Source organism: Streptomyces callyspongiae (genome assembly GCF_047200695.1).
Classification (GTDB): Bacteria; Actinomycetota; Actinomycetes; order Streptomycetales; family Streptomycetaceae; genus Streptomyces.
In genome coordinates this window covers 25,130-51,078 of sequence record NZ_JBJZOM010000004.1, presented here as the reverse complement: position 1 = coordinate 51,078, position 25,949 = coordinate 25,130, and the positions used below count along the sequence as shown (strand labels likewise).

Genomic DNA, 25,949 nt, shown 5'->3' with positions numbered 1-25,949 from the left:
ATGACGAAGCCTGGATTCCAGGACGTCCTGCCGCTCTCACCTCTGCAGGAGGGCCTGCTCTTCCACACCGTCTACCACGAGCGTTCGCTCGACATCTACACGGCGAAGCTCTGTCTCGACCTCGAGGGCGAGCTGGACGCCGGTGCGATGCGGGAATCCGTCTCGTGCCTGCTGCGCCGCCACTCCAACCTGCGAGCGGCGTTCCGGTACGAGCGCCTGAGCAAGCCCGTGCAGCTCATCCCGCGCGAGGTTCCTCTGCCCTGGCAGGAGATCGACCTGCGGGACGTGCCCGAGGAGCTGCGGGCCGCCGGACTGGCCGAGCACACCGACGCCGCGGCGGACCGCACCTTCGACCTGACCCGGCCGCCGCTGCTGCACTTCACGCTCATCCGCCACGGCGACCGCCGGTACCGCCTGGTGATGGCGCACCACCACATCCTGCTCGACGGCTGGTCCGTCGGCCGCCTCATGACGGACCTCTTCACCCTCTACGCAGCCGGTGGTGACGGCTCCGCCCTGCCGCCCGTGACGCCCTACCGCGACTACCTCGCCTGGCTGGCCGCCCAGGACCGCGACGCGGCCGAGGACGCCTGGCGCACGGTGCTCCGCGGCGTCGAGGAGCCCACCCGGCTGGTGTCCGAGGAGCGGCTGCACACGCCCGTCCCGCCGGAGCGCCTGCTCGTGGAGGTCCCCGCGGAGCTGAGCCGTGACCTGTCGGAGACGGCCCGCCGGCACGACCTCACCCTCAACACCGTGTTCCAGGGAGCCTGGGCCCTGGTGCTCAGCCGCCTCACGGGGCGCGACGACGTCGTGTTCGGCGGCACGGTCTCCGGACGCCCCGCGGACATCCCCGGCGTCGAGAACATCGTCGGCCTGTTCGTGAACACGCTCCCGGTGCGGCTGCGCATCGACCACGCGGAGCCGGTCGGGGACATGCTCGCCCGTTTCCAGCGGCAGCAGGCCGGTCTGATGTCGCACCAGCATCTCAACCTGCCCGACGTGCACGCCCTCGCCGGCGTCCACGGTGAGCTGTTCGACACCATCACCGTCACCGAGAACTACCCGTTCGACGAGAAGGGTTTCCGGGAACTCGCCGATCTGACGATCGTCGACGCCCACGGCGCCGACGCCAACCACTATCCGCTGAGCGTGGCCGCGCTCCCCGGCGAGACGCTGCGGATCCGCTTCGGGTACCGGCCCGATGTCTTCACCGCCGGCGACGTCGAGACGATCGGTGCCCGCCTGGTACGGATGCTCGAGGCCGTGGTGCGGGGCCCGGACCGCCCGGTCGGCACCCTGGACGTGCTCGCCGGCGAGGAGCGGAAGGAGATTCTCGCCTCCCGCAACGACACCGGCGGCGAGGCGCCGCGCACGTTCCCCGAACTGTTCGCCGACCGGGCGTCGCGGGCACCGCGGGATCCGGCCGTGGTGTTCGGGGACACCACCCTCTCCTACGCCGAGGTCGACCGGCGCGCCAACCGCCTGGCCCACCGTCTCGTGGCCGCCGGGGTCGGGCCGGAACAGTTCGTGGCACTGGCGCTGCCGCGTTCCGCGGACCTGGCGGTGGCCGTGCTCGCGGTCCACAAGGCCGGTGCCGCCTATCTGCCCGTCGACCCGGACTACCCCGCCGAGCGCATCGCCTACATGCTCGACGACGCGCGTCCCGCCGCGGTGCTCACCACCGGCGCCGTCGCGGAGACGCTGCCGGCCACGGACCGGGCGCCGATGCTGCTGGACGACGCCGGCACCGCGGCACTCCTCGCCGACGCTCCGGACGACCGGGCACCCGACGTGACCACGTCCGTGCATCAGCCCGCGTACCTCATCTACACCTCGGGCTCGACCGGCCGCCCCAAGGGGGTCGTGGTCTCCCACCACGGCATCGCCGCGCTGGCCCGCACCCAGAGCGAACGCTTCGAGGTGGGCCCCGGCAGCCGGGTGCTCCAGTTCGCCTCGATCAGCTTCGACGCCGCCTTCTGGGAGCTGGTCATGGGCCTGCTCACCGGCGCGACGCTGGTGCTGGCGCCGTCCGAACGGCTGCGCCCGGGGCAGCCGCTGGCGGAACTGCTGGCCGAGCAGCGCATCACGCACGCCACGATCCCGCCGGCCGCGCTCGCCGTCCTCGACCGGAACGCGCTGCCCGAGGGCATGACACTGGTGGTGGCGGGCGAGGCCACCTCGCCGGAACTGGTCGGCCGCTGGTCGCCCGGGCGCCGCATGATCAACGCCTACGGCCCCTCCGAGACCACCGTCTGCGCCACCATGAGCGCACCCCTGGCCGGAGAGACGGTACCCCCGATCGGCGCACCGATCACCGGTTCCCGTGTCTACCTGCTGGACGCCGCGCTGCGGCCGGTGCTGCCCGGCGTGCCCGGCGAGCTCTACATCGCCGGTGAGGGCCTCGCCCGCGGCTACCTGGGGCGCGCCGGGCTCACCTCGGAGCGGTTCCTCGCCAACCCGTTCGAGGGGCCGGGGGCCCGCATGTACCGCACCGGTGACGTGGCGATGTGGAGCACCGACGGTGAACTCGTCTTCCAGGGGCGGGCGGACAACCAGGTCAAGCTGCACGGCTTCCGCATCGAACTGGGCGAGATCGAGTCGGTCCTGCTCGCGCAGGACGGTGTCGCCCGGGCGACGGTCGTCGTCCGCGAGGACCGCCCCGGCGACCGCCGCCTGGTGGCCTACCTGGTCGCGGAGAACGGCTCCGACGCCCCCGGGGCGGCCGTCCTGCGGACGCGCGTGGCGGAATCGCTGCCCTCCTACATGGTGCCCGCCGCGTTCGTGGTCCTGGACGAACTGCCCGTGACGCCCAACGGCAAGCTGGACACCAGGGCGCTGCCGGCCCCGGACTTCTCCGGCGTCGGCGCCGGCCGTACCCCGCGGACCCCGCAGGAGGAGATCCTGTGCGGGTTGTTCGCGGAGATCCTCGGTGCGTCCGTGGTCGGCATCGACGACAGCTTCTTCGAGCTCGGCGGCCACTCCCTGCTGGCCACCCGCCTCGTCACGCGGATCCGCTCGGTGTTCGGCGTGCAGTTCTCGCTCCGCAACCTCTTCGAGGCGCCCACCGTCGCCGGGCTCGCCGGCCACCTCACCGCCGAGGGCCCCGTGACGCAGCGCATCGAGCCCGGGCCGCGACCGGCACAGGTGCCGCTGTCGCAGCAGCAGACACGGCTGTGGTTCCTCAACCGCTTCGAAGGCCCCAGCCCGGCCTACAACGTGCCGATGGCCGCCCGCCTGACCGGGCCGCTGGACGTCGGTGCGCTGCGTGCCGCACTCGCCGACGTCGCCGCCCGGCACGAGAGCCTCCGCACGGTCTTCCCGGACCGCGACGGTGTCCCCTGCCAGCAGGTGAGCGACGCTGTCCCGGATCTGCCGGTGACCGAAGTGGCCCCCTCCGAGGTGGAGGCGGCGCTGCGCGCGGCGGCTGCCGAGGGCTTCGACCTCACCGCCGAACCGCCGGTCCGCGCGCGGCTGCTGCGCCTCGGGGACGAGGAGTGGGTGCTGCTCGTCGTCATGCACCACATCGTCATGGACGAGTGGTCGGCCGTCCCCTTCGGCCGCGACCTGTCCGCGGCCTACGGCGCCCGGCGCGAAGGCGCGGAGCCGGCGTTCGAGCCGCTGCCGGTGCAGTACGCCGACTTCGCCCTGTGGCAGCGCGACGTGCTGGGCAGCGAGGACGACCCGGACAGTGCCGTCTCCCGGCAACTGGCCTTCTGGCGCGAGACGCTGGCCGGACTGCCGGAGGAACTCAACCTCCCCGCGGACCGTCCGCGCCCGGCGACCTCCTCGTACCGCGGCGGAAGCGTCGGTTTCCGGATCAACCAGGAGGTGCACCAGCGTCTGGTGGCGCTCTCCCGCACCTGCCGGACCAGTGTGTTCATGACGCTGCAGGCGGGGCTCGCGGTGCTGTTGAACCGCCTGGGGGCGGGTACGGACATCCCGCTCGGCACCCCGATCGCCGGACGGAACGACGAGTCCCTCGACGATCTCGTCGGGTTCTTCATCAACACCCTCGTGCTGCGCACCGACCTGTCCGGCGACCCCGACTTCCGCGAGCTGCTGGACCGGGTCCGCGAGGCCGACCTCGCCGCGTACGCGCACCAGGAGGTGCCGTTCGAGCGGCTGGTGGAGGTGCTCAACCCCGACCGGTCGCTGTCCCGGCACCCGCTGTTCCAGGTCATGCTCACCCTGCACAACAACCCGACCGCGCCGTTCCGGCTGCCGGGCGTGCAGGTCGGCACGCAGCGCCTCGACACCGGCGTGGCCAAGTTCGACCTGCTGTTCAGCCTGCGGGAGGCCTACACCCCCGACGGACGCCCCGGCGGCCTGGAGGGTTTCGTCGAGTACAGCGAGGACCTCTTCCACAAGAGCTCCGCGGAGCGGATCGCGGCCTCCTTCGTCCGCGTCCTCGAAGGGGTCGTCGCCGATCCGGCACGGCCCGTCAGCCGGGTCGACGCCCTCGACCCGGTCGCCCGCCACGAGCAGCTCGTGACGCGCAACGAGACGGCCCACGACGTCCCCGAACTGTCGCTGCCGGCCCTCTTCGAGGCCGCAGCCGCACGTCGGCCCGACGCACCGGCGGTGCTGTGCGGCGCCGAGGAGCTGACGTACGGCGAGCTGAACGCCCGCGCCAACCGGCTCGCCCGGCTGCTGACCGGTCGCGGCGTCGGGCCGGAGAGCATCGTCGCCCTGGCTCTTCCCCGCTCCGCCGACCTCGTCGTCGCGCTGCTCGCCGTGCTGAAGTCCGGTGCCGGATACCTGCCGATCGACCCGGAGTACCCCGCGGAGCGGATCGCCTTCATGCTGGCCGACGCCGCACCGGGCACGGTGCTGTCCACCCGCGCGGGCGCCGCCGGCCTGCCCGCGGCCGCCCCCACGGTGGCCCTGGACGACCCCGAGGTCACCGCCCTGCTCGCGGCGGCCGATCCCGGCGACCTGTCCGACGGCGAGCGCACGGGGCCCCTGCTGCCCCGGCACCCCGGCTACCTGATCTACACCTCCGGTTCCACAGGGCGCCCCAAGGGCGTGGTGATGCCTGCCGGGGCCCTGGTCAACCTGATCTCCTGGCACGCCGCACACATCCCCGCAGAACCGGGGTCCCGCGTCGCCCAGTTCACCGCGATCAGCTTCGACGTCTCCGCACAGGAAATCCTCTCCGCCCTCCTCGACGGCAAGACCCTCGTGGTGCCGGAGGAGGAAACCCGCCGGGATCCGGCGCGGTTCGCCCGCTGGCTCGGGGAGCACGGGATCACCGAGCTGTACGCGCCGACGATGATGCTCGACGCCCTCGGTGAGGCCGTCGCGGAGCAGCGGATACCGCTGCCCGTGCTGCGCCACGTCGCCCAGGCCGGCGAGGCCCTGGTGTTCCGCGACCGGGTGCGCGACCTGTGCCGCGCCGTGGGGAACGGCGTGGTGCACAACCACTACGGCCCGTCCGAGACGCACGTCGTCACCGCCCACTCCGCGCCGGCCGACACCTCCGGCACCGCCGGAGGCGCCGCGCCGATCGGCCGGCCGGTGTGGAACACCCGCGTGTACGTGCTGGACTCCGTGCTGCGGCCGGTTCCCGACGGCGTCACCGGCGAACTGTACGTCTCCGGCGCACCGCTGGCGCGCGGCTACCTCAACCGCACGGGCCTCACCTCCGAGCGCTTCGTCGCCGACCCGTTCGGAGAGCCCGGCGCCCGCATGTACCGCACCGGCGACCTGGTGCGCTGGAACGCCGACGGCGAACTCGCCTACGTCGGCCGTGCCGACCACCAGGTCAAGGTCCGCGGTTTCCGCATCGAACTCGGCGAGATCGAGGCAGTCCTGGACTCCCACCCCGAGGTGGCCCAGGCCGCTGTCGCCGCGCACGAGGACCGGCACGGCAGCCGCCGCCTGGTCGGCTACGTGGTACCGACGGCCGGCGGGATCGGCAGGGAGGCGCTGCGCACCCATGTCGCCGCGGCGCTCCCCGACCACATGGTCCCCGGCACGTTCGTGCACCTGGAGGCGTTCCCACTCACCCCCAGCGGAAAGCTCGACCGGGCCGCACTGCCCGTGCCGGTGCCCGAGGACGAGGTCGTCGGGGGGCGTGCCCCGCGCGGCCCGCGGGAGGAGATCCTGTGCGGCCTGTTCGCCGAGGTGCTCGACGTCCCGCAGGCCGGCCCGGACGACGACTTCTTCGCCCTGGGCGGCCACTCGCTGCTCGCCACCAAGCTGGTGAGCCGCATCCGCAGCACGCTCGGCGTCGAACTGGCCGTACGCGACGTCTTCGAGACGCCCACCGTCGCCGCCCTCGCGGTCAGGACGGACGGTGCCGCCGGAGCCCGCGCCGCGGTGCGGCCCATGCCCCGGTCCGAGGACGTGCCGCTCTCGTTCGCCCAGCGCCGCCTGTGGTTCCTCAACCGGCTGGAGGGCCCCAGCTCGACCTACAACCTGCCGCTGGCCGCGCGCCTGACCGGGGCGCTCGACGTGTCGGCGCTCCAGTCCGCGCTCGGTGACGTGGTGGCCCGGCACGAGAGCCTGCGGACCGTCTTCCCCGAGGTCGACGGCACGCCCCGCCAGCACGTGGTCCCGGCGGACCGGGCCGCCCCGGCCCTCGCCGTCCGCGACGTGGACGAGCCGGGACTCGAAGCGGCCATGCAGGAGGCTGCCTTCAGCGGCTTCGACCTGGACACCGAACTGCCGCTGCGCGTCCACCTGTACCGGCTCGGTGCCGAGCGGCACGTGCTGCTGCTGGTGATGCACCACATCGCGGGCGACGGCCTGTCCATGGCTCCGATGGCACGTGACCTCGCCGAGGCCTACGGCGCCCGGCTCGCGGGCACCCCGCCGGAGTGGGAGCCGCTGCCCATCCAGTACGCGGACTACACGCTGTGGCAGCGCGAGGTGCTCGGCAGCGAGAGCGAAGAGGGCAGTGAGATCGCCCGCCAACTGGAGTACTGGCGCGCCACGCTGACCGGACTGCCGGACGAGTTGCGGCTGCCCGCCGACCGCCCCCGGCCGCCGGTGGCCAGCCACAAGGGCTCGACCGTGCCCTTCGCGGTGCCGGCGGAACTCCACGCCCGGATGGCACGGCTGGCCCGCGAGAGCCGGACGAGCCTGTTCATGGTCGGCCAGGCCGCGCTCGCCGCACTGCTGAACCGCCTGGGGGCGGGCGCGGACATTCCGCTCGGCACGCCGGTGGCGGGACGGAACGACGAGGCCCTGGACGAACTGGTCGGGTTCTTCGTCAACACCCTGGTGCTGCGCACCGACCTGTCCGGCGACCCCGACTTCCGCGAGCTGCTGGGCCGGGTCCGGGAGGCGGACCTCGCCGCGTACGCGCACCAGGAGGTGCCGTTCGAGCGGTTGGTGGAGGTGCTCAACCCCGAGCGGTCGCTCGGACGGCACCCGCTGTTCCAGGTGTGGCTGAACCTGCAGAACACCGAGGACACCGAGATCAGCCTGCCCGGGCTCGAGATCGGAGCGCAGGACTGCGGCATCGGGGCCGCGAAGTTCGACCTCGCCTTCAGCCTGCGGGAACGCTACGACGACGAGGGCCGCCCCGCCGGAATGACGGGACTCGTCGAGTACAGCGACGACCTCTTCGAACCGGAGACCGTCTCCCGCATCGCGGACCGGCTGCTCCGCCTGATCGACGCCGCGTGCACCGACCCCGACCTGCCCATTGCCGCGCTGGACGTGCTCTCCCCGGCCGAGCGGCGCGAGGTGGTGCACGACTTCAACGCCACCGGGCATCCGGTTCCCGGCGGAACCGTCGCCGAGCAGTTCGCGCGGCAGGCCGCCGCCACCCCGGCATCGGTGGCCGTCAGCCACGACGGCGAGGAACTGAACTACGCGGAACTGGACGCCGAAGCCTCACGCCTCGGACAGCTCCTCGCCCGCAGGGGCGTCGGCACCGAGGACGTCGTGGCCGTCGCTCTGCCGCGCACACCGCAACTCGTCGTCGCCCTGCTGGCCGTCCTCAAGGCAGGGGCCGTGTACCTGCCGGTCGACCCCGACTACCCCGCCGAGCGGATCGCCTTCCTCCTCGGCGACGCCGCTCCGGCCGCCGTGCTGACCCGGACCGACGCCGCCGCCGGCCTGCCGGACTCCGACGTGCCGCGTGTGCTGCTCGACGATGCGGACGTCCGTGCGGAGCTGGCCGACCTGCCGGAGACCGCGCCGGAGACCGGTGCCCTCTCCCCGGCAGGCGCCGCCTACATGATCTACACCTCCGGATCGACCGGCACACCGAAGGGCGTGGTGGTCTCCCACGAGGGCATCGGGAGCTTCGGAGCGATCCGCGAACAGTTCGCCCTGGACGCGAGCAGCCGGATGCTGCAGTTCGCCTCCTCCAGCTTCGACGCCGCGATCTGGGAGATCCTCGCTCCGCTGCTCGTCGGCGGCACCCTGGTGATGGCACCCGCCGACGACCTGGCCGTCGGCGATCCGCTGGCCGCGCTGCTGCACCGCGAACGTGTCACCCACGCCAACATTCCGCCCGCCGCGCTGGCGGTGCTGCCCGACGACGCGCTGCCGGACGGCATGAACGTCATCCTGGCCGGTGAGGCCTCCGCCCCCGGCCTGGTCTCCCGCTGGGCATCCGGTCGACGCCTGCTGAACGCCTACGGCCCGACCGAGGCGACGGTGTGCGCCACCGTCAGCGCACCGCTCACCGGCGGCACCACTCCGCCCATCGGCCGGCCGTTGTGGAACGTGCGCGTCCTGGTCCTGGATCCGCTGCTGCAACCGGTTCCGGTGGGCACGCCCGGCGAGGCGTACCTGGCCGGCGCCGGACTGGCGCGCGGCTACGCGGGCCGGACGGCGCTGACGGCCGAGCGGTTCGTGGCCGACCCGTTCGGCCCGGCCGGCTCCCGCATGTACCGCACCGGCGACCTCGTCCGGTGGCTGCCGGACGGGAACCTGGAGTTCGTCGGCCGCGCCGACGACCAGGTCAAGATCCGCGGCTTCCGCATCGAACCGGGCGAGATCGAGTCCCGGCTCGTCGACCACCCCGACGTGGTGCAGGCGGCCGTCGTCGTGCGGGAGGACGAGCCGGACGAGAAGCGCCTGGTCGCCTACACGGTGGCCGCGACGGGCCGTGCCGCCCCCGCCGCCGAGGACCTGCGCGAGCACGTCGCCGCGCGCATGCCGGAGTACATGGTGCCGTCGGCCTTCGTCGTACTGCCCGAACTACCGCTGACCCCGAACGGGAAGATCGACCGCAAGTCGCTGCCCGCGCCCGAGTCCGCCGCACCGGGTGCCGGACGCCCCCCGCGGAACGACACCGAAGCCCGGCTGCAGCGGATCTTCGCCGAGGTGCTGCGCGACGAGGACATCGGCGTCGAGGCGAACTTCTTCGAGCTCGGCGGCCACTCGCTCCAGGCGACGAAACTCGTGAGCCGGATCCGCAGCGAGTTCGACGCCGAACTGCCGCTGCGCGGCTTCTTCGAGAACCCCACGGTCGCCGGACTGGCCGTGCTCGTCGGCGGAGCCGACGACGCCCGCACCTCCGTGGTGCCGCAGGAGCGGCCGGAGAGCATCCCGCTGTCCTTCGCCCAGCGCCGGCTCTGGTTCCTCAACCGGCTGGAGGGACCCAGCCCGACCTACAACATTCCGCTCACCATGCGGCTTACCGGGCCCCTCGACCCCGAGGCGCTGCAGGCGGCCCTCGGTGACCTGGTCGCCCGGCACGAGAGCCTGCGCACCGTCTTCCCGGAGACCGACGGCTCCGCACGCCAGGAGATCCTGGAGCCCGCGGCAGCCACCCCCCGGCTGCGGATCGCCGAGGTCGGGCCGGACGAGCTGGACGAGGAGGTGGCACGCGCCGCCGCCTACGGGTTCGACCTGCTCGCCGAACTGCCTTTCAGGGTGCACCTGTTCCGCGTCGGCCCACGCGACCACGTGCTGGTTCTCCTGATGCACCACATCGTCTCCGACGGATGGTCCCTCGGCCCGCTGCTCCGCGACCTGTCCGGGGCGTACCGGGCCCGCGCGGCCGGAGCGGCACCCGAGTGGACCCCGCTGCCCGTGCAGTACGCCGACTACGCCCTCTGGCAGCGCGACATGCTCGGCGACGAGGACGACGGCGACTCCCGGCTGGTCGCCGAACTCGACTTCTGGCGCGAACAGCTCGCGGGCATGCCGGAGGAACTGGACCTGCCGACGGACCTCCCCCGGCCCTCCAGGCCCAGTCACCGCGGTGAACTGGTGCGGCTGCGGCTGGAACCGGCGCAGCACCGCGCGCTGGCCGAGCTGGCCCGGGCCACGGGATCGAGCCCGTTCATGGTGCTCCAGGCGGGACTCGCCACCCTCCTCACCCGTCTCGGCGCGGGCACCGACGTGCCCCTGGGAACCACCGTCGCCGGACGCACCGACGACGCCCTCGACGAACTGGTCGGGTTCTTCGTCAACACGCTGGTCCTGCGCACCGACACCAGCGGCGAACCGACCTTCCGGGAACTGGTGGAGCGGGTGCGCCGGACCGACGCCGCCGCCCACGAGAACCAGAATGTGCCGTTCGAGCGGCTCGTCGAGGTGCTCAACCCCAGCCGCTCCACCTCCCGGCACCCGCTGCTCCAGATCATGCTCAACCTGCTGAACACCCCGCCGGCCGAACTGAGCCTCGGGGACGACGTGACCATCACGCAGCACCCCAACGGCCTGCGGGTGGCCAAGTTCGACCTGGCCGTCAACCTGGCCGAGACCTGGGACCGGGACGGTGCCCCCGACGGCATCGTCGGCACGGTCGAGTACAGCACCGACCTGTTCACCGCCGACTCCGTCCAACTCCTCGCCGACCGCCTCGTGGTCCTGCTGGAACGGATGCTGGCGGAGCCCGACCGGCCGATCGGCGAGCACGACCTGCTGATCGGGAGCGAGCAGGACCGGCTGCTCGGCGCCTGGAGCGGCGAGGGCCCCGAGGTGCCCGTCGGCACCCTCGGGGAACTCTTCCGGGCGCAGGCGGAACGCACCCCCGGAGCGCCGGCGCTGTGGTGCGAGGGCGAGGAGATCTCCTACGCCGAACTCGACGCGCGTGCCAACCGGCTCGCGCACGAACTGATCGCCCGTGGCGCGGAGCCGGGCCGGATCGTGGCGGTCGCCGTACCCCGCTCCCCGCTCCAGGTCACCGCGTTCCTGGCGGTGCTCAAGGCCGGAGCCGCCTACCTGCCGGTGGACCCGGACTACCCGGCGGAGCGGGTGAGGTTCATGCTCGCCGACGCCGCCCCGTGCATGCTGCTCGCCACCGCCGCGTCGCAGGAGCGGATGCCGTCCGCCGACGTGCCCGTGCTGACGGCCGACGACCCGCAGTTCGACGCCGCCGTCGCGGCGCGCCCGGACTCCGCCCCCGCGACGACGTGGAGCAGCGACAGCCCGGCCTACCTCATCTACACCTCGGGGTCGACCGGCCGACCCAAGGGCGTGCTGGTCAGGCACGCCGGACTGGCGCCGTTCGTCGCCGGCCACGTCGAGCGACTGGGCCTGGACGGCGACAGCAGGGTGCTGCAGGTGGTGTCCACCAACTTCGACGTGTCCGTCGGCGACGTGGCGATGAGCCTGCTGTCCGGGGCCACCCTCGCGCTGCCGGGGCCGGACCGGGAGCTGGTCGGGGACGGCCTCGCCGACGCGGTCGAGGCGGCCCGCGCCACACACCTGATGCTGCCGGCTCCGCTGCTGGGCACCATGCCGGCACGCGAACTGCCCACCCTGCGCTGCATCGTCTCCGGCGGCGAGGCGCTCTCTCCGGGACTGCTCTCCCGCTGGACGGCCGGGCGCACCGTGATCAACGCCTACGGTCCGACGGAGAGCACGGTCGCCGCCACCCTCAGCGCCCCCCTCCCGGCCACCGCCGTGCCGCCGATCGGACGCCCCGTACCCAACACCCGGGTCAGGGTGCTCGACGGGCGGCTGCGGCCGGTACCGGTCGGCGTGGCGGGCGAACTGCACCTCGCCGGCGACGGCGTGGCGCTCGGCTACCTGGGGCGGCCGGGCCTGACCGCGGAGCGGTTCGTGGCGGACCCCTTCGGCCCGGCCGGTTCCCGGATGTACCGCACCGGCGACGTGGTCCGCTGGAACGTCGCCGGAGAGCTGGAGTTCGTCGGCCGCGCCGACGACCAGGTCAAGATCCGCGGCTTCCGGGTGGAACTCGGCGAGATCGAGACCGTCCTGCTGGCGCAGCCCGGGGTCGAACAGGCCGCCGTGATCGTCCGGGAGGACACCCCGGGCCTGAAACAGCTCGCCGCCTACCTGGTGGCGGAGGCCGGCACGGACATCCCGGAACCGGCCCTGCTGCGCAAGGAACTCGGAGCGGCACTGCCCGACTACATGGTGCCCGCCGCGTTCGTGACCCTGGACGGGCTCCCCCTCACCGCCAACGGCAAGCTCGACCGGACGGCCCTGCCGGTGCCGGACTTCGACACCGGTGAGCCCGCCCGCGACCCCGCGTCCGAACGGGAGGAGACCCTCTGCCGCCTCTTCGCCGAGCTTCTCGGCCGGGATGCGGTGGGAGTCGACGACGGCTTCTTCGACCTGGGCGGCGACAGCATCGTCTCCATCCAGCTCGTCAGCCGCGCCCGTGCCGCCGGAATCGAGCTGAGCGTGCCCGACGTGTTCGAGCACCGCACTCCCGCGGCACTCGCCGCGGTCGCCGAGGACGCCTCGGAGACCCGGGCCGAGGGCCCCGACGCCGGGATCGGCGACCTGCCCCTCACGCCCATCGTGTACTGGTGGCGGGAGCACGGCGGACCGATCGACGGATTCCACCAGGCCATGATCGTCCGGACGCCCGCCGCGCTCGACCTGCACCGGCTCACCACTGCCCTGCAGAGCGTCCTCGACCGGCACGACGGGCTGCGGGTCCTGCTCGACCGGAGCGACGGGACCTGGCGCACCGAGGTGCGGCCCCGCGGCGCGGTGCGGGCCGAGGACGTCGTGCGGCGCGTCGACTTCGCCGGGACCGCGGCGGCCGACACCGAGACGCAGCGAGCCGTGATCGTGGAAGAGGGCCGGGCCGCGGCCGCGCTGCTGACTCCCGAGTCCGGATCGCTCGTCCGGGCGGTGTGGTTCGACGCCGGCGAGGACCGACCGGGCCTCCTGCTGCTCGCCGTCCACCATCTCGTGGTCGACGGCGTGTCCTGGCGGATCCTGCTCCCGGACATCGCCTCCGCCTACGCGCAGGCCGCCGAGGGCCGGGAACCGGAGCTGCAGCCGGTCGGCACCTCGCTGCGCACCTGGGCGCGGAGACTCGCCGACGAGGCACGGTCGCCCCGCCGGCTGGAGGAGCTGCCGCTGTGGCGCCGCGTGCTCGGCGGCCCGGACCCGCAGCTCGCAGAACGGGCCCTGGACCCGGAACGTGACGTGTTCGGGTCCGCGCAGACCCTCAGCCTCACTCTGCCGCCCGAAACCGCGGGACCGTTGCTCACCGACGTCCCGTCCGCACTCGACGCCGGCATCAAGGACGTGCTCCTGACGGCCTTCGCGGTGGCGGTGGCCTCCTGGCGCGCCAAGCGGCAGCCCACCCAGGGCAACGCGGTGCTGGTGGAGACGGAGGGACACGGCCGGGAACCGGTCGTGAAGGGCGCCGACCTCTCCCGCACCGTCGGGTGGTTCACCGACTCGCACCCGTTGCGGCTGAACCCGGGCCGGGTGGACTTCAACGACTTCTGGGCCGGTGGCCGGGCCGTGGACGCGGCCGTCGCCGCGGTACGTGCCCAGCTGGCCGAACTGCCGGACGGCGGCATCGGGTACGGCATGCTGCGCTACCTCAACGAACGGACCGCGGAGCAGTTGGCGGCGCTGCGCACCCCGCAGCTCGGCTTCAACTACCTCGGACGCTTCACCGCCGGAGGCGGGAGCGAGGCCGCGGCGCAGGACTGGAGTCCACCACCGGGGATGGCCGGTCTGACCGGCGGCGGCGACGACGCCATGCCGATGGCGCACAGCCTGGACCTCAACGCGCAGACACAGGACCACCCGGACGGTCCCCGCCTGGTGGCCGCCTGGGCATGGCCCGACGGCATGTTCGACGAGGCCGACGTGAGGAGCCTCGCCGAGACCTGGTTCCGTGCCCTGACCTCGATGGTCGACCGGGCGCGGAACGGCGGCCCCGCAACGCCGGAGGCGGCCCGCTCCACCCTCCTGACGGTGGATCAGCACGAACTGGACGATTTCGAGAACGAACTGGACGACGAGGGGTTGTCATGGTGAAGCAGTCGCGCATCGAGGATCTTCTGCCCTTGTCGCCCCTGCAGGAAGGCCTGCTGTTCCACTACCAGTACGCCGGCGACGACGAGGACGCCCTCGACGTCTACACCGTGCAGATCGCGGTGGACCTTCAGGGAGCGCTGGACGTCGACGCGCTCCGCGGGGCCGCTGACGCCCTGCTGCGCCGCCACGCCAACCTCCGCGTCGGCTTCCGCCGCCGCAGGAACGGCGAACCGGTCCAGGTGGTGCAGCGCGACGTCGCCCTGCCGTGGTCCGAGGTCGATCTCACCGAGGGCCCGGCCGAGGAGCAGGACGACCGGCTCGCCGCGCTGATGGTGGAGGACCGGGTGCGCCGCTTCGACCTGAAGCGCGCCCCGCTGCTGCGCTTCACCCTGATCCGGCTCGGCGAGAACCGCTGCCGCTTCCTGATGACCAACCACCACATCCTGCTGGACGGCTGGTCCGGCCCGCTCCTGATGCGCGAGCTGTTCGCGCTCTACTCGGGCGCCGAACTGCCCCCGGTGACCCCGTACCGCGACTACCTGTCCTGGCTGGGCCGGCAGGACAGGCGTGCCGCGCTCGACGCGTGGGGGGAGATGCTGGACGGCGTCTCCGAGCCGACCATGATCGCTCCCGACGCCGACCGCGGCGCCGTGGTCCCCGAGGACCTGCTGGTCACCCTGTCCGAGGAGCTCAGCGACGGGCTCTCGGAGACCGCCAAGCGCTGCGGCGTCACCCTCAACACCGTTCTCCAGGCCGCCTGGGGCGTGCTGCTCGGCCGCCTCACGGGCCGGGACGACGTGGTGTTCGGCGGCACGGTCTCCGGCAGACCCTCCGCGATCCCGGGCGTGGAGAACATGGTCGGTTCCTTCATCAACACGCTGCCCGTGCGGGTCTCCGCCCGGCCGTCGGAAACCTGGAGCCGCGTGCTGGAACACCAGCAGCGGCGGCAGGTCCGGGTACTGGACCACCACCACCTCACGCTCGCCGACGTACAGGGCCGCTCGGACGTCGTCGGTGAACTGTTCGACACCCTCGTCGTGTTCGAGAACTACCCGGTGGAGGCCGACGGACTCGGCGAGCCCGCCGAGGGGCTGCGCATCACCGGCGCGGTGGGCCAGGACGCCACGCACTACCCGCTGACCCTCTTCCCCGCACCCGGCCGGCGCATGCGCATACGGCTCGGATACCGGCCCGACCTCTTCGACCGGACCCGTGCGCAGAGCGTCCTGGACGCTCTGGTCGACGTCCTCACCCGGATCCAGGAGGACCCCGACGCGCCCGTCGGACGCGTCCACGCACTGCCGGCCGCCGAGCGCGACCACCTCCTGACGGAGCTGAACACCACCGACACCCCGGCCGCCGACGGCTCCTTCCTGGAGGCCTTCGAGGAGCAGGCGGCACAGCGGCCCGAGGCCGTGGCGCTCGTCCACACCGGTGGCGAGCTGACCTACCGTGAGCTGGACGAGCGCGCCAACCGGCTCGCCCACCGCCTCGTCGGCCGCGGCGTCGGCCCCGAGAGCCGGGTCGCCGTGGCCCTGCCCCGCGGCGCGGACCTGGTCACCGCGCTGCTCGCCGTCCTCAAGGCCGGAGGGTCCTACGTCCCTCTCGACCCGGAGTACCCGGCCGACCGCATAGCCCACATCCTCGCCGACGCGCGTCCCGCCGCGCTGCTGACGGACTCGTCGGTCACCGGCCTTCCCGAGACCACCGGGGTGCCGCGCATCTCCCCGGACGCATCCGACGCGACGGCCGCTCCGGCGGAACTGCCGTGCACCGCCCCCGAGGAGGGCCGCCGCGCCCTCCCCGCCCACCCGGCATACACGATCTACACCTCGGGTTCCACCGGCCGCCCCAAGGGGGTCGTGGTCTCGCGTGCCAACCTCACCAACCTGGTGGCCGACATGCGGCAGCGGTTCACGGTCGGAGCGACGGACCGCCTCGTCGCGGTGACGACCGTCGCCTTCGACATCGCCGCTCTCGAACTCTTCGTCCCGCTCAGCGCAGGTGCGGCCGTCGTGCTGGCCTCCCGCGACCAGATCCTGGACACGCCCGCTCTCGCCCGTCTGATCACGGACCGGGGCGCCACCCTCATGCAGGCGACCCCGACCCTGTGGCAGGCGCTGACCGCCGAGTACCCGGGCGCACTGGCAGGACTGCGGGTACTGGTCGGCGGCGAGCCGCTGCCCGCGGCCCTCGCCGACCGGCTCCGCGAACTGGCGGCGGACGTCACGAACGTCTACGGCCCCACCGAGACAACCGTGTGGTCCACCTCGGAACGACTCGGCGAGCGTCCCGGACTCCCCGCGATCGGCGGACCCATCGCCGGGACGCGGGTCTACGTCCTGGACTCCTCGCTCTCGCCGGCACCCCGTGGCGTCGCCGGCGACCTGTACATCGCGGGCGACGGAGTGGCACGCGGCTACGCCGGACGGACGGGCCTCACCTCCGAACGGTTCGTGGCCGACCCGTTCGGCGCACCCGGCACCCGCATGTACCGCACCGGCGACCTGGCCCGCTGGGCCCCGGACGGCAGACTGGAGTTCGCCGGCCGCGCCGACGACCAGGTCAAGATCCGCGGCTTCCGCGTGGAGCCCGGAGAGATCGAAGCAGTGCTGGCCTCGCACGAGGACCTCTCCCAGGTCACGGTGGTGGCACGCGAGGACGAGTCCGGCGAGAAGCGCCTCGTCGCCTACCTGGTGGCGCTCTCCGGCCGCCCCGTGCCGCCGGTGGACGCGCTGCGCGACCACGCCGGCTCCCGGCTGCCCGACTACATGATCCCCGCCGCCTTCGTTCCGCTCGACGCCCTGCCGCTGACCCCCAACGGCAAGGTGGACCGCAAAGCCCTGCCGGCTCCCGACTTCTCGGCCATGGTCACCCGCCAGGGGCCCCGCACCCCGCAGGAGGAGATCCTGTGCGGGCTGTTCGCCGAGATGCTCAACCTGCCCTCGGTCGGTGTCCACGACGACTTCTTCGAACTCGGCGGCCACTCGCTGCACGCCACCCGCGTGGTGAGCCGCATCCGCTCGGTCTTCGAGGTGGAACTGCCCCTGCGCGAGCTGTGGGAGGCGCCCACCGTCGCCGAACTGGTGGAGCGCATCGGCGGCGCCGCCGGGGCCCAGGCACCGCTCCGTCCCGTGGAGCGTCCCGCGCAGATCCCGCTGTCCTATGCACAGCGCCGGCTGTGGTTCATGAATCGGTTCGAGCGGCACAGCACCGCCCACAACATCGTGCTGGCGGTGCAGATGACCGGACTGCTGGACGTCGACGCGATGCGGGCCGCCGTGCGCGACGTCGTGGCCCGGCACGAGAGTCTGCGCACCGTCTTCCCCGACACGGACGGCGAACCGCGCCAGGAGATCCTCCCCCCGGAGGCCGGCTGCGAACTCGCCGTGGTGCACACGACCGAGAAGGACCTGGACACGGCCATCGCCGCCGCCTCCGCACAGAGCTTCGACCTGGCAGTCGAGACGCCGCTGCGGGTCACGCTGTTCGAGACCGGTCCGGAGTCGCATGTCCTGCTGACCGTGCTCCACCACATCGCCGGCGACGGCTGGTCGCTCGACCCGTTCTCCGCCGACCTGGCGCGCGCCTACACCGAGCGGGCCGACGGCAGGGCCCCCGACTGGCAGCCGCTGCCCGCCCAGTACGCCGACTACACGATGTGGAACTACGAGATCCTGGGCGCCGAGGACGACCCGGAGAGCCGCATCCACCAGCAGCTCGCGTTCTGGAAGGACACGCTCGCCGAACTGCCCGACGAGCTCCGCCTGCCGACCGACCGCCCGCGCCCGACGGAGGCCGACTACCGGGCCGACTCCGTCCTGGTCCATCTTCCCGAGGAACTGCACCGCGGACTCGTCGCACTGGCACGCCGGACCGGCACCACCCTGTTCATGGTGCTCCAGGCCGGCCTGGCCTCCGTGCTGTCCGTGCTCGGCTCCACGGACGACGTGGTGCTCGGCAGCCCCATCGCCGGCCGCCGCGACGACGCCCTCGAACGCGTCGTCGGGTTCTTCATCAACACCCTGGTGCTGCGCACCGACCTCTCCGGCAACCCGACCTTCCAGGAGCTCCTGGGCCGGGTCCGGGAGGCCGACCTGGCCGCCTACGCCAACCAGGACGTCCCGTTCGAACGGCTGGTGGAGGTGCTGAACCCGGAGCGCTCGCTCGCCCGCCACCCCCTCTTCCAGGTCTCACTGGCGCTGCAGAACACCCCGGACAGCGACATGGGTCTGGCCGGTCTGGACTGCACCGTGCGGCAGGTCCCGGTGAAGTCCACGCAGTTCGACCTCTCACTGAGCTTCAACGAGAGCATCGACCGCGAGGGCGAGCCGCGCGGCATCGAGGGACTCGTGGAGTTCCGCCTCGACCTCTTCGACCGCGCCACCGTCGACGGGATGGGCGAGCGGCTGGTCCGCTTCCTGGAGGCCGTGGTCGCCGAACCGGAGCTCCCCCTGGGGTCCGTCGACGTCCTGTCGGTTTCGGAGCGTCGGCGGGTGTTGGTGGAGTGGAACGGTTCGGGGCGTGCTGGTGTGGTGCCGGTGGTGTTGCCGGAGTTGTTCGGTGCGTGTGTGGCGGGTGGTGGTGGTTCTCCGGCGGTGGTTTCGGAGGGGGAGTCGCTGTCGTACGGGGAGTTGGACGAGCGGGCGAATCGTCTTGCGCGGGTGTTGATCGGCGCGGGTGTGGGTCCGGAGTCGGTGGTGGCGTTGGTGTTGCCGCGGTCGGTGGAGATGGTGGTGGCGCAGCTGGCGGTGGCGAAGGCGGGTGGTGCTTTTCTGCCGGTGGATCCGGAGTATCCGGTGGAGCGGGTGCGGTTCGTGTTGGGGGATGCGTCGCCGGCTTTGGTGTTGTCCTCGCAGGAGGCGGTGGGTCGGTTCGCCGGTGTGGTCGAGGGGTTGCGTTGGTGGTCGGTCGGTGCGGTTCCGGGGTTGGAGGGTGTTGATGGTTCGCCGGTGGGTGAGGGTGAGCGGTTGGCTCCGTTGGGGGTCGATCATCCGGCGTATGTGATCTATACGTCGGGGTCGACGGGTCGGCCGAAGGGTGTGGTGGTGTCGCATCGTGGGTTGGCGGCGTTCGCTGTGTCGTGTGTGGAGCGGTTCGGTGTGGATGCTGCTTCGCGGGTGTTGGCGTTCTCGTCGCCGAGTTTCGATGCGTCGGTGCTGGAGTTGTGCATGGCGTGGGGGGCTGGTGCTGCTTTGGTGGTGCCGCCTTCGGGTCCGTTGGTGGGGGAGGCGTTGGCGGGTGTGCTGGCGTCGGAGCGGGTGTCTCATGCGTTGATTCCGCCGGCTGCGTTGGCGAGTGTGCCGGGGCGTGCTGCGGGGGAGTTGTCGGGGTTGCGTGGTCTTGTGGTGGGTGGTGATGCGTGTGCGCCGGAGTTGGTGGAGTGTTGGGCTCCGGGGCGTCGGATGGTGAATGCGTACGGGCCGACGGAGTCGACGGTTGCGGTGTCGATGAGTGGGCCGTTGGTGCCGGGTGGTGGGGTGCCGATCGGTTCTCCGGTGGTGAATACGCGGGTGTTCGTGCTGGATGGTGGGTTGCGTCCGGTGCCGGTGGGTGTGGCCGGTGAGTTGTATGTGGCCGGTGAGGGGTTGGCTCGGGGGTATCTGGGTCGGCGTGGGTTGTCGGCGGAGCGTTTTGTGGCGTGTCCGTTCGGTGGTGCGGGTGAGCGGATGTATCGCACGGGTGATGTGGTGCGGTGGACCGCCGAGGGTGTGCTGGAGTTCGTGGGGCGTGCGGACGAGCAGGTGAAGGTCCGCGGGTTCCGTATCGAACTCGGCGAGATCGAGACCGCACTCACCCAGGAACCCTCCGTCGGCCGGGCCGTCGTCGTCGCCCGGGAGAACGACGAGGGACGCAAGCAACTCATGGCCTACGTGGTGCCCACCGCCGGGGCGGAGGTCGACGCGGCGCTGCTGCGCGAACGGCTCTCCTGCGAACTCCCCGCGCACATGGTGCCGGCGGCGTTCGTCGCGCTGGAGGAACTGCCGCTCACCCCGCACGGCAAACTCGACCGCAAGGCCCTCCCAGCCCCCGACTTCGCTCCCGCGCAGAGCAGCCGGGAGGCGGGCAACGAAGCCGAACGGACGCTGTGCACCCTCTTCGCGGAGGTCCTCGGCCTGCCGTCGGTCGGTGTCGACGACAGCTTCTTCGACCTCGGCGGCGACAGCATCGTCTCCATCAAACTGGTCAGCCGGGCACGCGCTGCCGGGATCGAGTTCACCGCCCGCGACGTCTTCGAGCACAAGACCGTCGCGCGGCTCGCCGCGGCGGCCGGCGCCGCCGGTTCCGTCGAGGAGCACCGCGGGGACGACGACGGTGTCGGCACCGTGCCCCTGCTCCCGATCATCCACTGGATGCGGGAGCGTGGCGGGCCCATCAAGCGCTTCAACCAGACGATGATGGTCGTCGCCCCCGCCGACCTGGGACTGCAGCGGCTGGAGACGGCACTGCAGGCGGTGCTCGACCACCACGACGCGCTGCGGATGCGGCTGCGGCGGACCGGTGGACTGATCTGGAACCTCGACATCCCGCCGCGCGGCGAACTGCGCGCCGCTGACTGCGTCAGCCGGGTGGACATCGCCGGCCTGGACAAGGAGGAGACCCAGGCGCGCATCGGGGAGCATGTACAGGCCGCGTGGGACCGGCTGGACCCGGAGACCGGCGCGATGGTGCAGGCCGTCTGGTTCGATGCCGGCCCCGACGCCGCCGGGCGGCTGCTGCTCGTGGTGCACCACCTGGTGGTGGACGGCGTTTCCTGGCGGATTCTGCTGCCGGACCTCTCCGAGGCCTGGGCGCAGGCGGCTGCCGGCCGGACTCCCGAACTCGCGCCCGTCGGTACCTCGCTGCGCACGTGGGCGCAGAAGCTGACGGAGGCCGCACAGGACACAGAACGCGTCCGCGAACTGGAGACCTGGGCCGACGTGCTGGGCGACTCCGATCCGCTGCTCACCCCGGAACCCCTCGACCCGAAGCGCGACATCACCGCGACGGCGCGCACCATGTCGCTGGTGCTGCCCACCGAGCTCACCTCACGCCTGCTGACGACCGTGCCGGCGGCGTTCCACGCCAGGGTCAACGACGTTCTGCTCACCGCATTCGGTGCCGCGCTGGCCCGGTGGCGGCGGACTCACGGCAGGGGCGACCACACGGCGGCGCTCGTCGACCTCGAGGGCCACGGCCGTGAGGAGATCGTCGACGGCGTCGACCTGCACCGCACCGTCGGATGGTTCACCAGCCTCTTCCCCGTCCGCGTCGACCCCGGTCGACTGGACTGGGACGAGTTCCGCGCCGGAGGCCCCTCCGCGGGCAGGGCGCTCAAGGAGGTCAAGGAGCAGCTGCGCCGGCTGCCGGAGAACGGCATCGGCTACGGCCTGCTGCGGTACCTCAACCCGCAGACCAGCTCCATGCTCGCGGGACTGCCCAAGCCGCAGGTCGGCTTCAACTACCTCGGCCGGTTCGCCATCGCGGAGGAGGAGACGCAGGCATCGCCGCAGGAGTGGAGCCCGGCTCCGGAGTCCGGGGGGCTCGGCGGCGGCGGTGACACGGACGTTCCGCTGAGCCACAGCATCGACCTGAACGCGCAGACGCAGGACCGTGCCGACGGCCCCCGGCTGATCGCCGTCTGGTCGTGGGCCGAGGCACTGTTCTCCGAGGAGGAGGTGCGCGAGCTCGCCGACACCTGGTTCGAGGCGCTGGAGGCCCTGGTCGCGCACGTCGACCGTCCCTCGGCGGGCGGCTACAGTCCGTCCGACCTGTCGCTGGTGCCGCTGACCCAGACACAGATCGACATGGTGGAGGCCGCGGACCCGGAGCAGCTCGAGGACGTCCTCCCGCTCACTCCTCTCCAGGAGGGTCTGCTCTTCCACGCGCAGTACGACGAGGACGCACCCGACGTCTACAACATCCAGATCGCCGTCGACGTCGAGGGCGGCCTGGACGCGTCCCGGCTGCGGGAAGCCGCGCACGGTCTGCTGCGCCGGCACGCCAACCTGCGTGCCGCCTTCCGCCAGCAGGGGCTGGACCGACCGGTGCAGGTGGTGCGCAGCGGTCTCGAACTGCCCTGGCGCGAGGTGGACCTGAGCGCCTCCGCCGGCGAGGAGCAGGAGGCCGCACTGGCCGACTTCATGGCCTCCGACCGGGTGGACCGCTTCGCGGTCGAGCAGCCGCCGCTGTTCCGCTTCACCCTGCTGCACCTCGGCGGCGGGCGGTGCCGGTTCGTGCTCACCACGCACCACATCCTGCTGGACGGCTGGTCCGCCCCGCTGGTCATGCGTGAGCTGTTCGTGCTGTACGCGGGCGGCGACCTGCCGACCCCGACGCCGTACCGGGACTACCTGGACTGGCTGAGCAGGCAGGACCGGAGCACCGCCCTCGCCGCCTGGCGGAGCGTGCTGGACGGCGTCGACGAACCGACGCTGATCGCTCCCGACGGCAGCGGCAGCCGGGGCGGAGTCCCGGAGGAACTGCTGCACCGTGTCCCCGAGCAGCTGACCACCGCGCTGGGAGCTGCCGCGCGACGCTGCGGCATCACTCTCAACACGGTCGTCCAGGCCGCCTGGGGAGTGCTGCTGGGCCGGCTGACCGGGCGCGACGACGTGGTGTTCGGCGGCACGGTCTCGGGCCGGCCGCCCGAGATCCCCGGTGTGGAAAACATGGTCGGCCTGTTCATCAACACCCTTCCCGTGCGGGTCCGCATGCGCCGCGACGACTCCTGGGCGGCACTGCTGGGCCGGCTCCAGGAGCAGCAGACCCGGGTGATGGGACACCAGTACCTCGGCCTGTCCGACCTCCTGCGTGCACAGGGCGTCGACGAACTCTTCGACACCCTCACCGTGACCGAGAACTACCCGATGGACACCGGTGCCCTCGGTACGCCGACGGAGGGGCAGCGGATCACCGGTCTCGAGGCGCGCGACGCGAACCACTACCCGATCTCGCTCATCGCCGTACCGACCGCGCAGCACCTGCTGCTGAAGTTCGAGTACCGGGGTGACCTGTTCGCCCGTGCCGAGGTGCAGCGCTGGATGGACTGGCTGGTCGAACTCTTCGACCGGTTCGCCGCCGATCCCGAGCAGCCGGTCGGCGACGCGGAGCTCCTGTCGGTTTCGGAGCGTCGGCGGGTGTTGGTGGAGTGGAACGGTTCGGGGCGTGCTGGTGTGGTGCCGGTGGTGTTGCCGGAGTTGTTCGGTGCGTGTGTGGCGGGTGGTGGTGGTTCTCCGGCGGTGGTTTCGGAGGGGGAGTCGCTGTCGTACGGGGAGTTGGACGAGCGGGCGAATCGTCTTGCGCGGGTGTTGATCGGCGCGGGTGTGGGTCCGGAGTCGGTGGTGGCGTTGGTGTTGCCGCGGTCGGTGGAGATGGTGGTGGCGCAGCTGGCGGTGGCGAAGGCGGGTGGTGCTTTTCTGCCGGTGGATCCGGAGTATCCGGTGGAGCGGGTGCGGTTCGTGTTGGGGGATGCGTCGCCGGCTTTGGTGTTGTCCTCGCAGGAGGCGGTGGGTCGGTTCGCCGGTGTGGTCGAGGGGTTGCGTTGGTGGTCGGTCGGTGCGGTTCCGGGGTTGGAGGGTGTTGATGGTTCGCCGGTGGGTGAGGGTGAGCGGTTGGCTCCGTTGGGGGTCGATCATCCGGCGTATGTGATCTATACGTCGGGGTCGACGGGTCGGCCGAAGGGTGTGGTGGTGTCGCATCGTGGGTTGGCGGCGTTCGCTGTGTCGTGTGTGGAGCGGTTCGGTGTGGATGCTGCTTCGCGGGTGTTGGCGTTCTCGTCGCCGAGTTTCGATGCGTCGGTGCTGGAGTTGTGCATGGCGTGGGGGGCTGGTGCTGCTTTGGTGGTGCCGCCTTCGGGTCCGTTGGTGGGGGAGGCGTTGGCGGGTGTGCTGGCGTCGGAGCGGGTGTCTCATGCGTTGATTCCGCCGGCTGCGTTGGCGAGTGTGCCGGGGCGTGCTGCGGGGGAGTTGTCGGGGTTGCGTGGTCTTGTGGTGGGTGGTGATGCGTGTGCGCCGGAGTTGGTGGAGTGTTGGGCTCCGGGGCGTCGGATGGTGAATGCGTACGGGCCGACGGAGTCGACGGTTGCGGTGTCGATGAGTGGGCCGTTGGTGCCGGGTGGTGGGGTGCCGATCGGTTCTCCGGTGGTGAATACGCGGGTGTTCGTGCTGGATGGTGGGTTGCGTCCGGTGCCGGTGGGTGTGGCCGGTGAGTTGTATGTGGCCGGTGAGGGGTTGGCTCGGGGGTATCTGGGTCGGCGTGGGTTGTCGGCGGAGCGTTTTGTGGCGTGTCCGTTCGGTGGTGCGGGTGAGCGGATGTATCGCACGGGTGATGTGGTGCGGTGGACCGCCGAGGGTGTGCTGGAGTTCGTGGGGCGTGCGGACGAGCAGGTGAAGGTCCGCGGGTTCCGTATCGAACTCGGCGAGATCGAGACCGCACTCACCCAGGAACCCTCCGTCGGCCGGGCCGTCGTCGTCGCCCGGGAGAACGACGAGGGAGCCAGGAGCCTGGTCGCCTACGTGATCCCGGCGGAGGGCGCCGAGATCGACACCGCCGGGCTGCGCAGCGGCCTGGCCGAGCGGCTGCCCGACCACATGGTGCCGGCGGCGTTCGTCGCGCTGGAGGAACTGCCGCTCACCCCGCACGGCAAACTCGACCGCAAGGCCCTCCCAGCCCCCGACTTCACCTCCGGCGACAAAACGGGTCCGCGCACGCTGCGGGAGGAGGTGCTCTGCGGCCTGTTCGCGGAGGTCCTCGGCCTGCCGTCGGTCGGTGTCGACGACAGCTTCTTCGACATCGGCGGCGACAGCATCATGTCGATGCGCCTGGTCAGCAAGGTGCGGGCGACCTTCGGAGTGCGCCTGAGCATCCGCACCATCTTCGAGTCGCCCACCGTGGCGGAACTCGCCGAGCAACTGGGAGGCGACACGCAGGAGGACACCCTCGACGTCCTGCTGCCGCTGCGGACCACGGGTGAGCGGGCCCCGCTCTTCTGCGTGCACCCTGCCGGCGGACTGAGCTGGGTCTACTCGAACCTGATGAAGTCCATCGGGTCCGACCGGCCGCTGTACGGCCTGCAGACCAGGGGCCTCGCCGACCCGGAGGCACAACTCCCCTCCAGCATCGAGGACATGGCCACCGACTATGTGGCGCAGATCCGCGCCGTCCAGCCGAGCGGTCCCTACCATCTCCTCGGCTGGTCGCTGGGAGGCCTGGTCATCCACGCCATGGCCACCCAACTGCGAGCCGCCGGCGAGGAGGTCGGACTGCTCGCGAACCTCGACCAGTACCCGATCGACCGCAGCCAGCCGGAGCCGGAGCGGCTGCCGGACCAGCAGGACGCGCTGCGCATCATGCTCGACTACGTCGGGTACGACGTGGACTCCCTCGGCGACGAGCCGCTGGAGTACACGATGGTGGCGGAGGTGCTGCGCGAACGCCAGAGCGTCTTCGCCAACCTCGACGAATCCGCGATCGGGGCGCTGGCCAACGTGTTCGCGAACAACCGCACACTGCTGGGCGGGTTCGAGCCCGGAACGCTCGACTGCGACCTCCTGGTCTTCGTGGCCGAGCCGGACGAATCCGTACCGGAAACGGAACTGGCTGAGCGGGTGGAACAGTGGCGCCCCCACGTAACTGGAAAAATTGAATACCAGGTAGTGCGCTGCACGCATCCGCATATGATGCAGGCGGAACCGGCCTCTGAAATCGGCCGCGTGCTCGCCGAGCGGCTCCGCGAAAGCAAGTAGACGCAGGACCGGTCGGCCGGTCGGCGCCCGGAAGGAAATGCGAACCCG

2 protein-coding genes are annotated in these 25,949 nt (G+C 72.0%); both read left to right on the top strand.

Translation table 11 applies throughout. The features are described from left to right. Entirely contained in the window at positions 1-14,175 is a 14,175-nt protein-coding gene (locus tag ACL06G_RS04570) for a non-ribosomal peptide synthetase (protein WP_412835453.1), read from the top strand. Next, complete coding sequence (locus ACL06G_RS04565) at positions 14,169-25,901, top strand: non-ribosomal peptide synthetase (RefSeq protein ID WP_412835452.1); 11,733 nt, start codon at positions 14,169-14,171, stop codon at positions 25,899-25,901. The genes ACL06G_RS04570 and ACL06G_RS04565 overlap by 7 nt, the downstream gene beginning before the upstream one ends. Positions 25,902-25,949: the final 48 nt, after the last annotated feature.

What these genes read in the sequence shown, in the direction of transcription:
- ACL06G_RS04570 (WP_412835453.1), top strand. Translation starts at nt 1, where the DNA reads ATGACGAAGCCTGGATTCCAGGACGTCCTGCCGCTCTCACCTCTGCAG.
- ACL06G_RS04565 (WP_412835452.1), top strand. Translation starts at nt 14,169, where the DNA reads ATGGTGAAGCAGTCGCGCATCGAGGATCTTCTGCCCTTGTCGCCCCTG.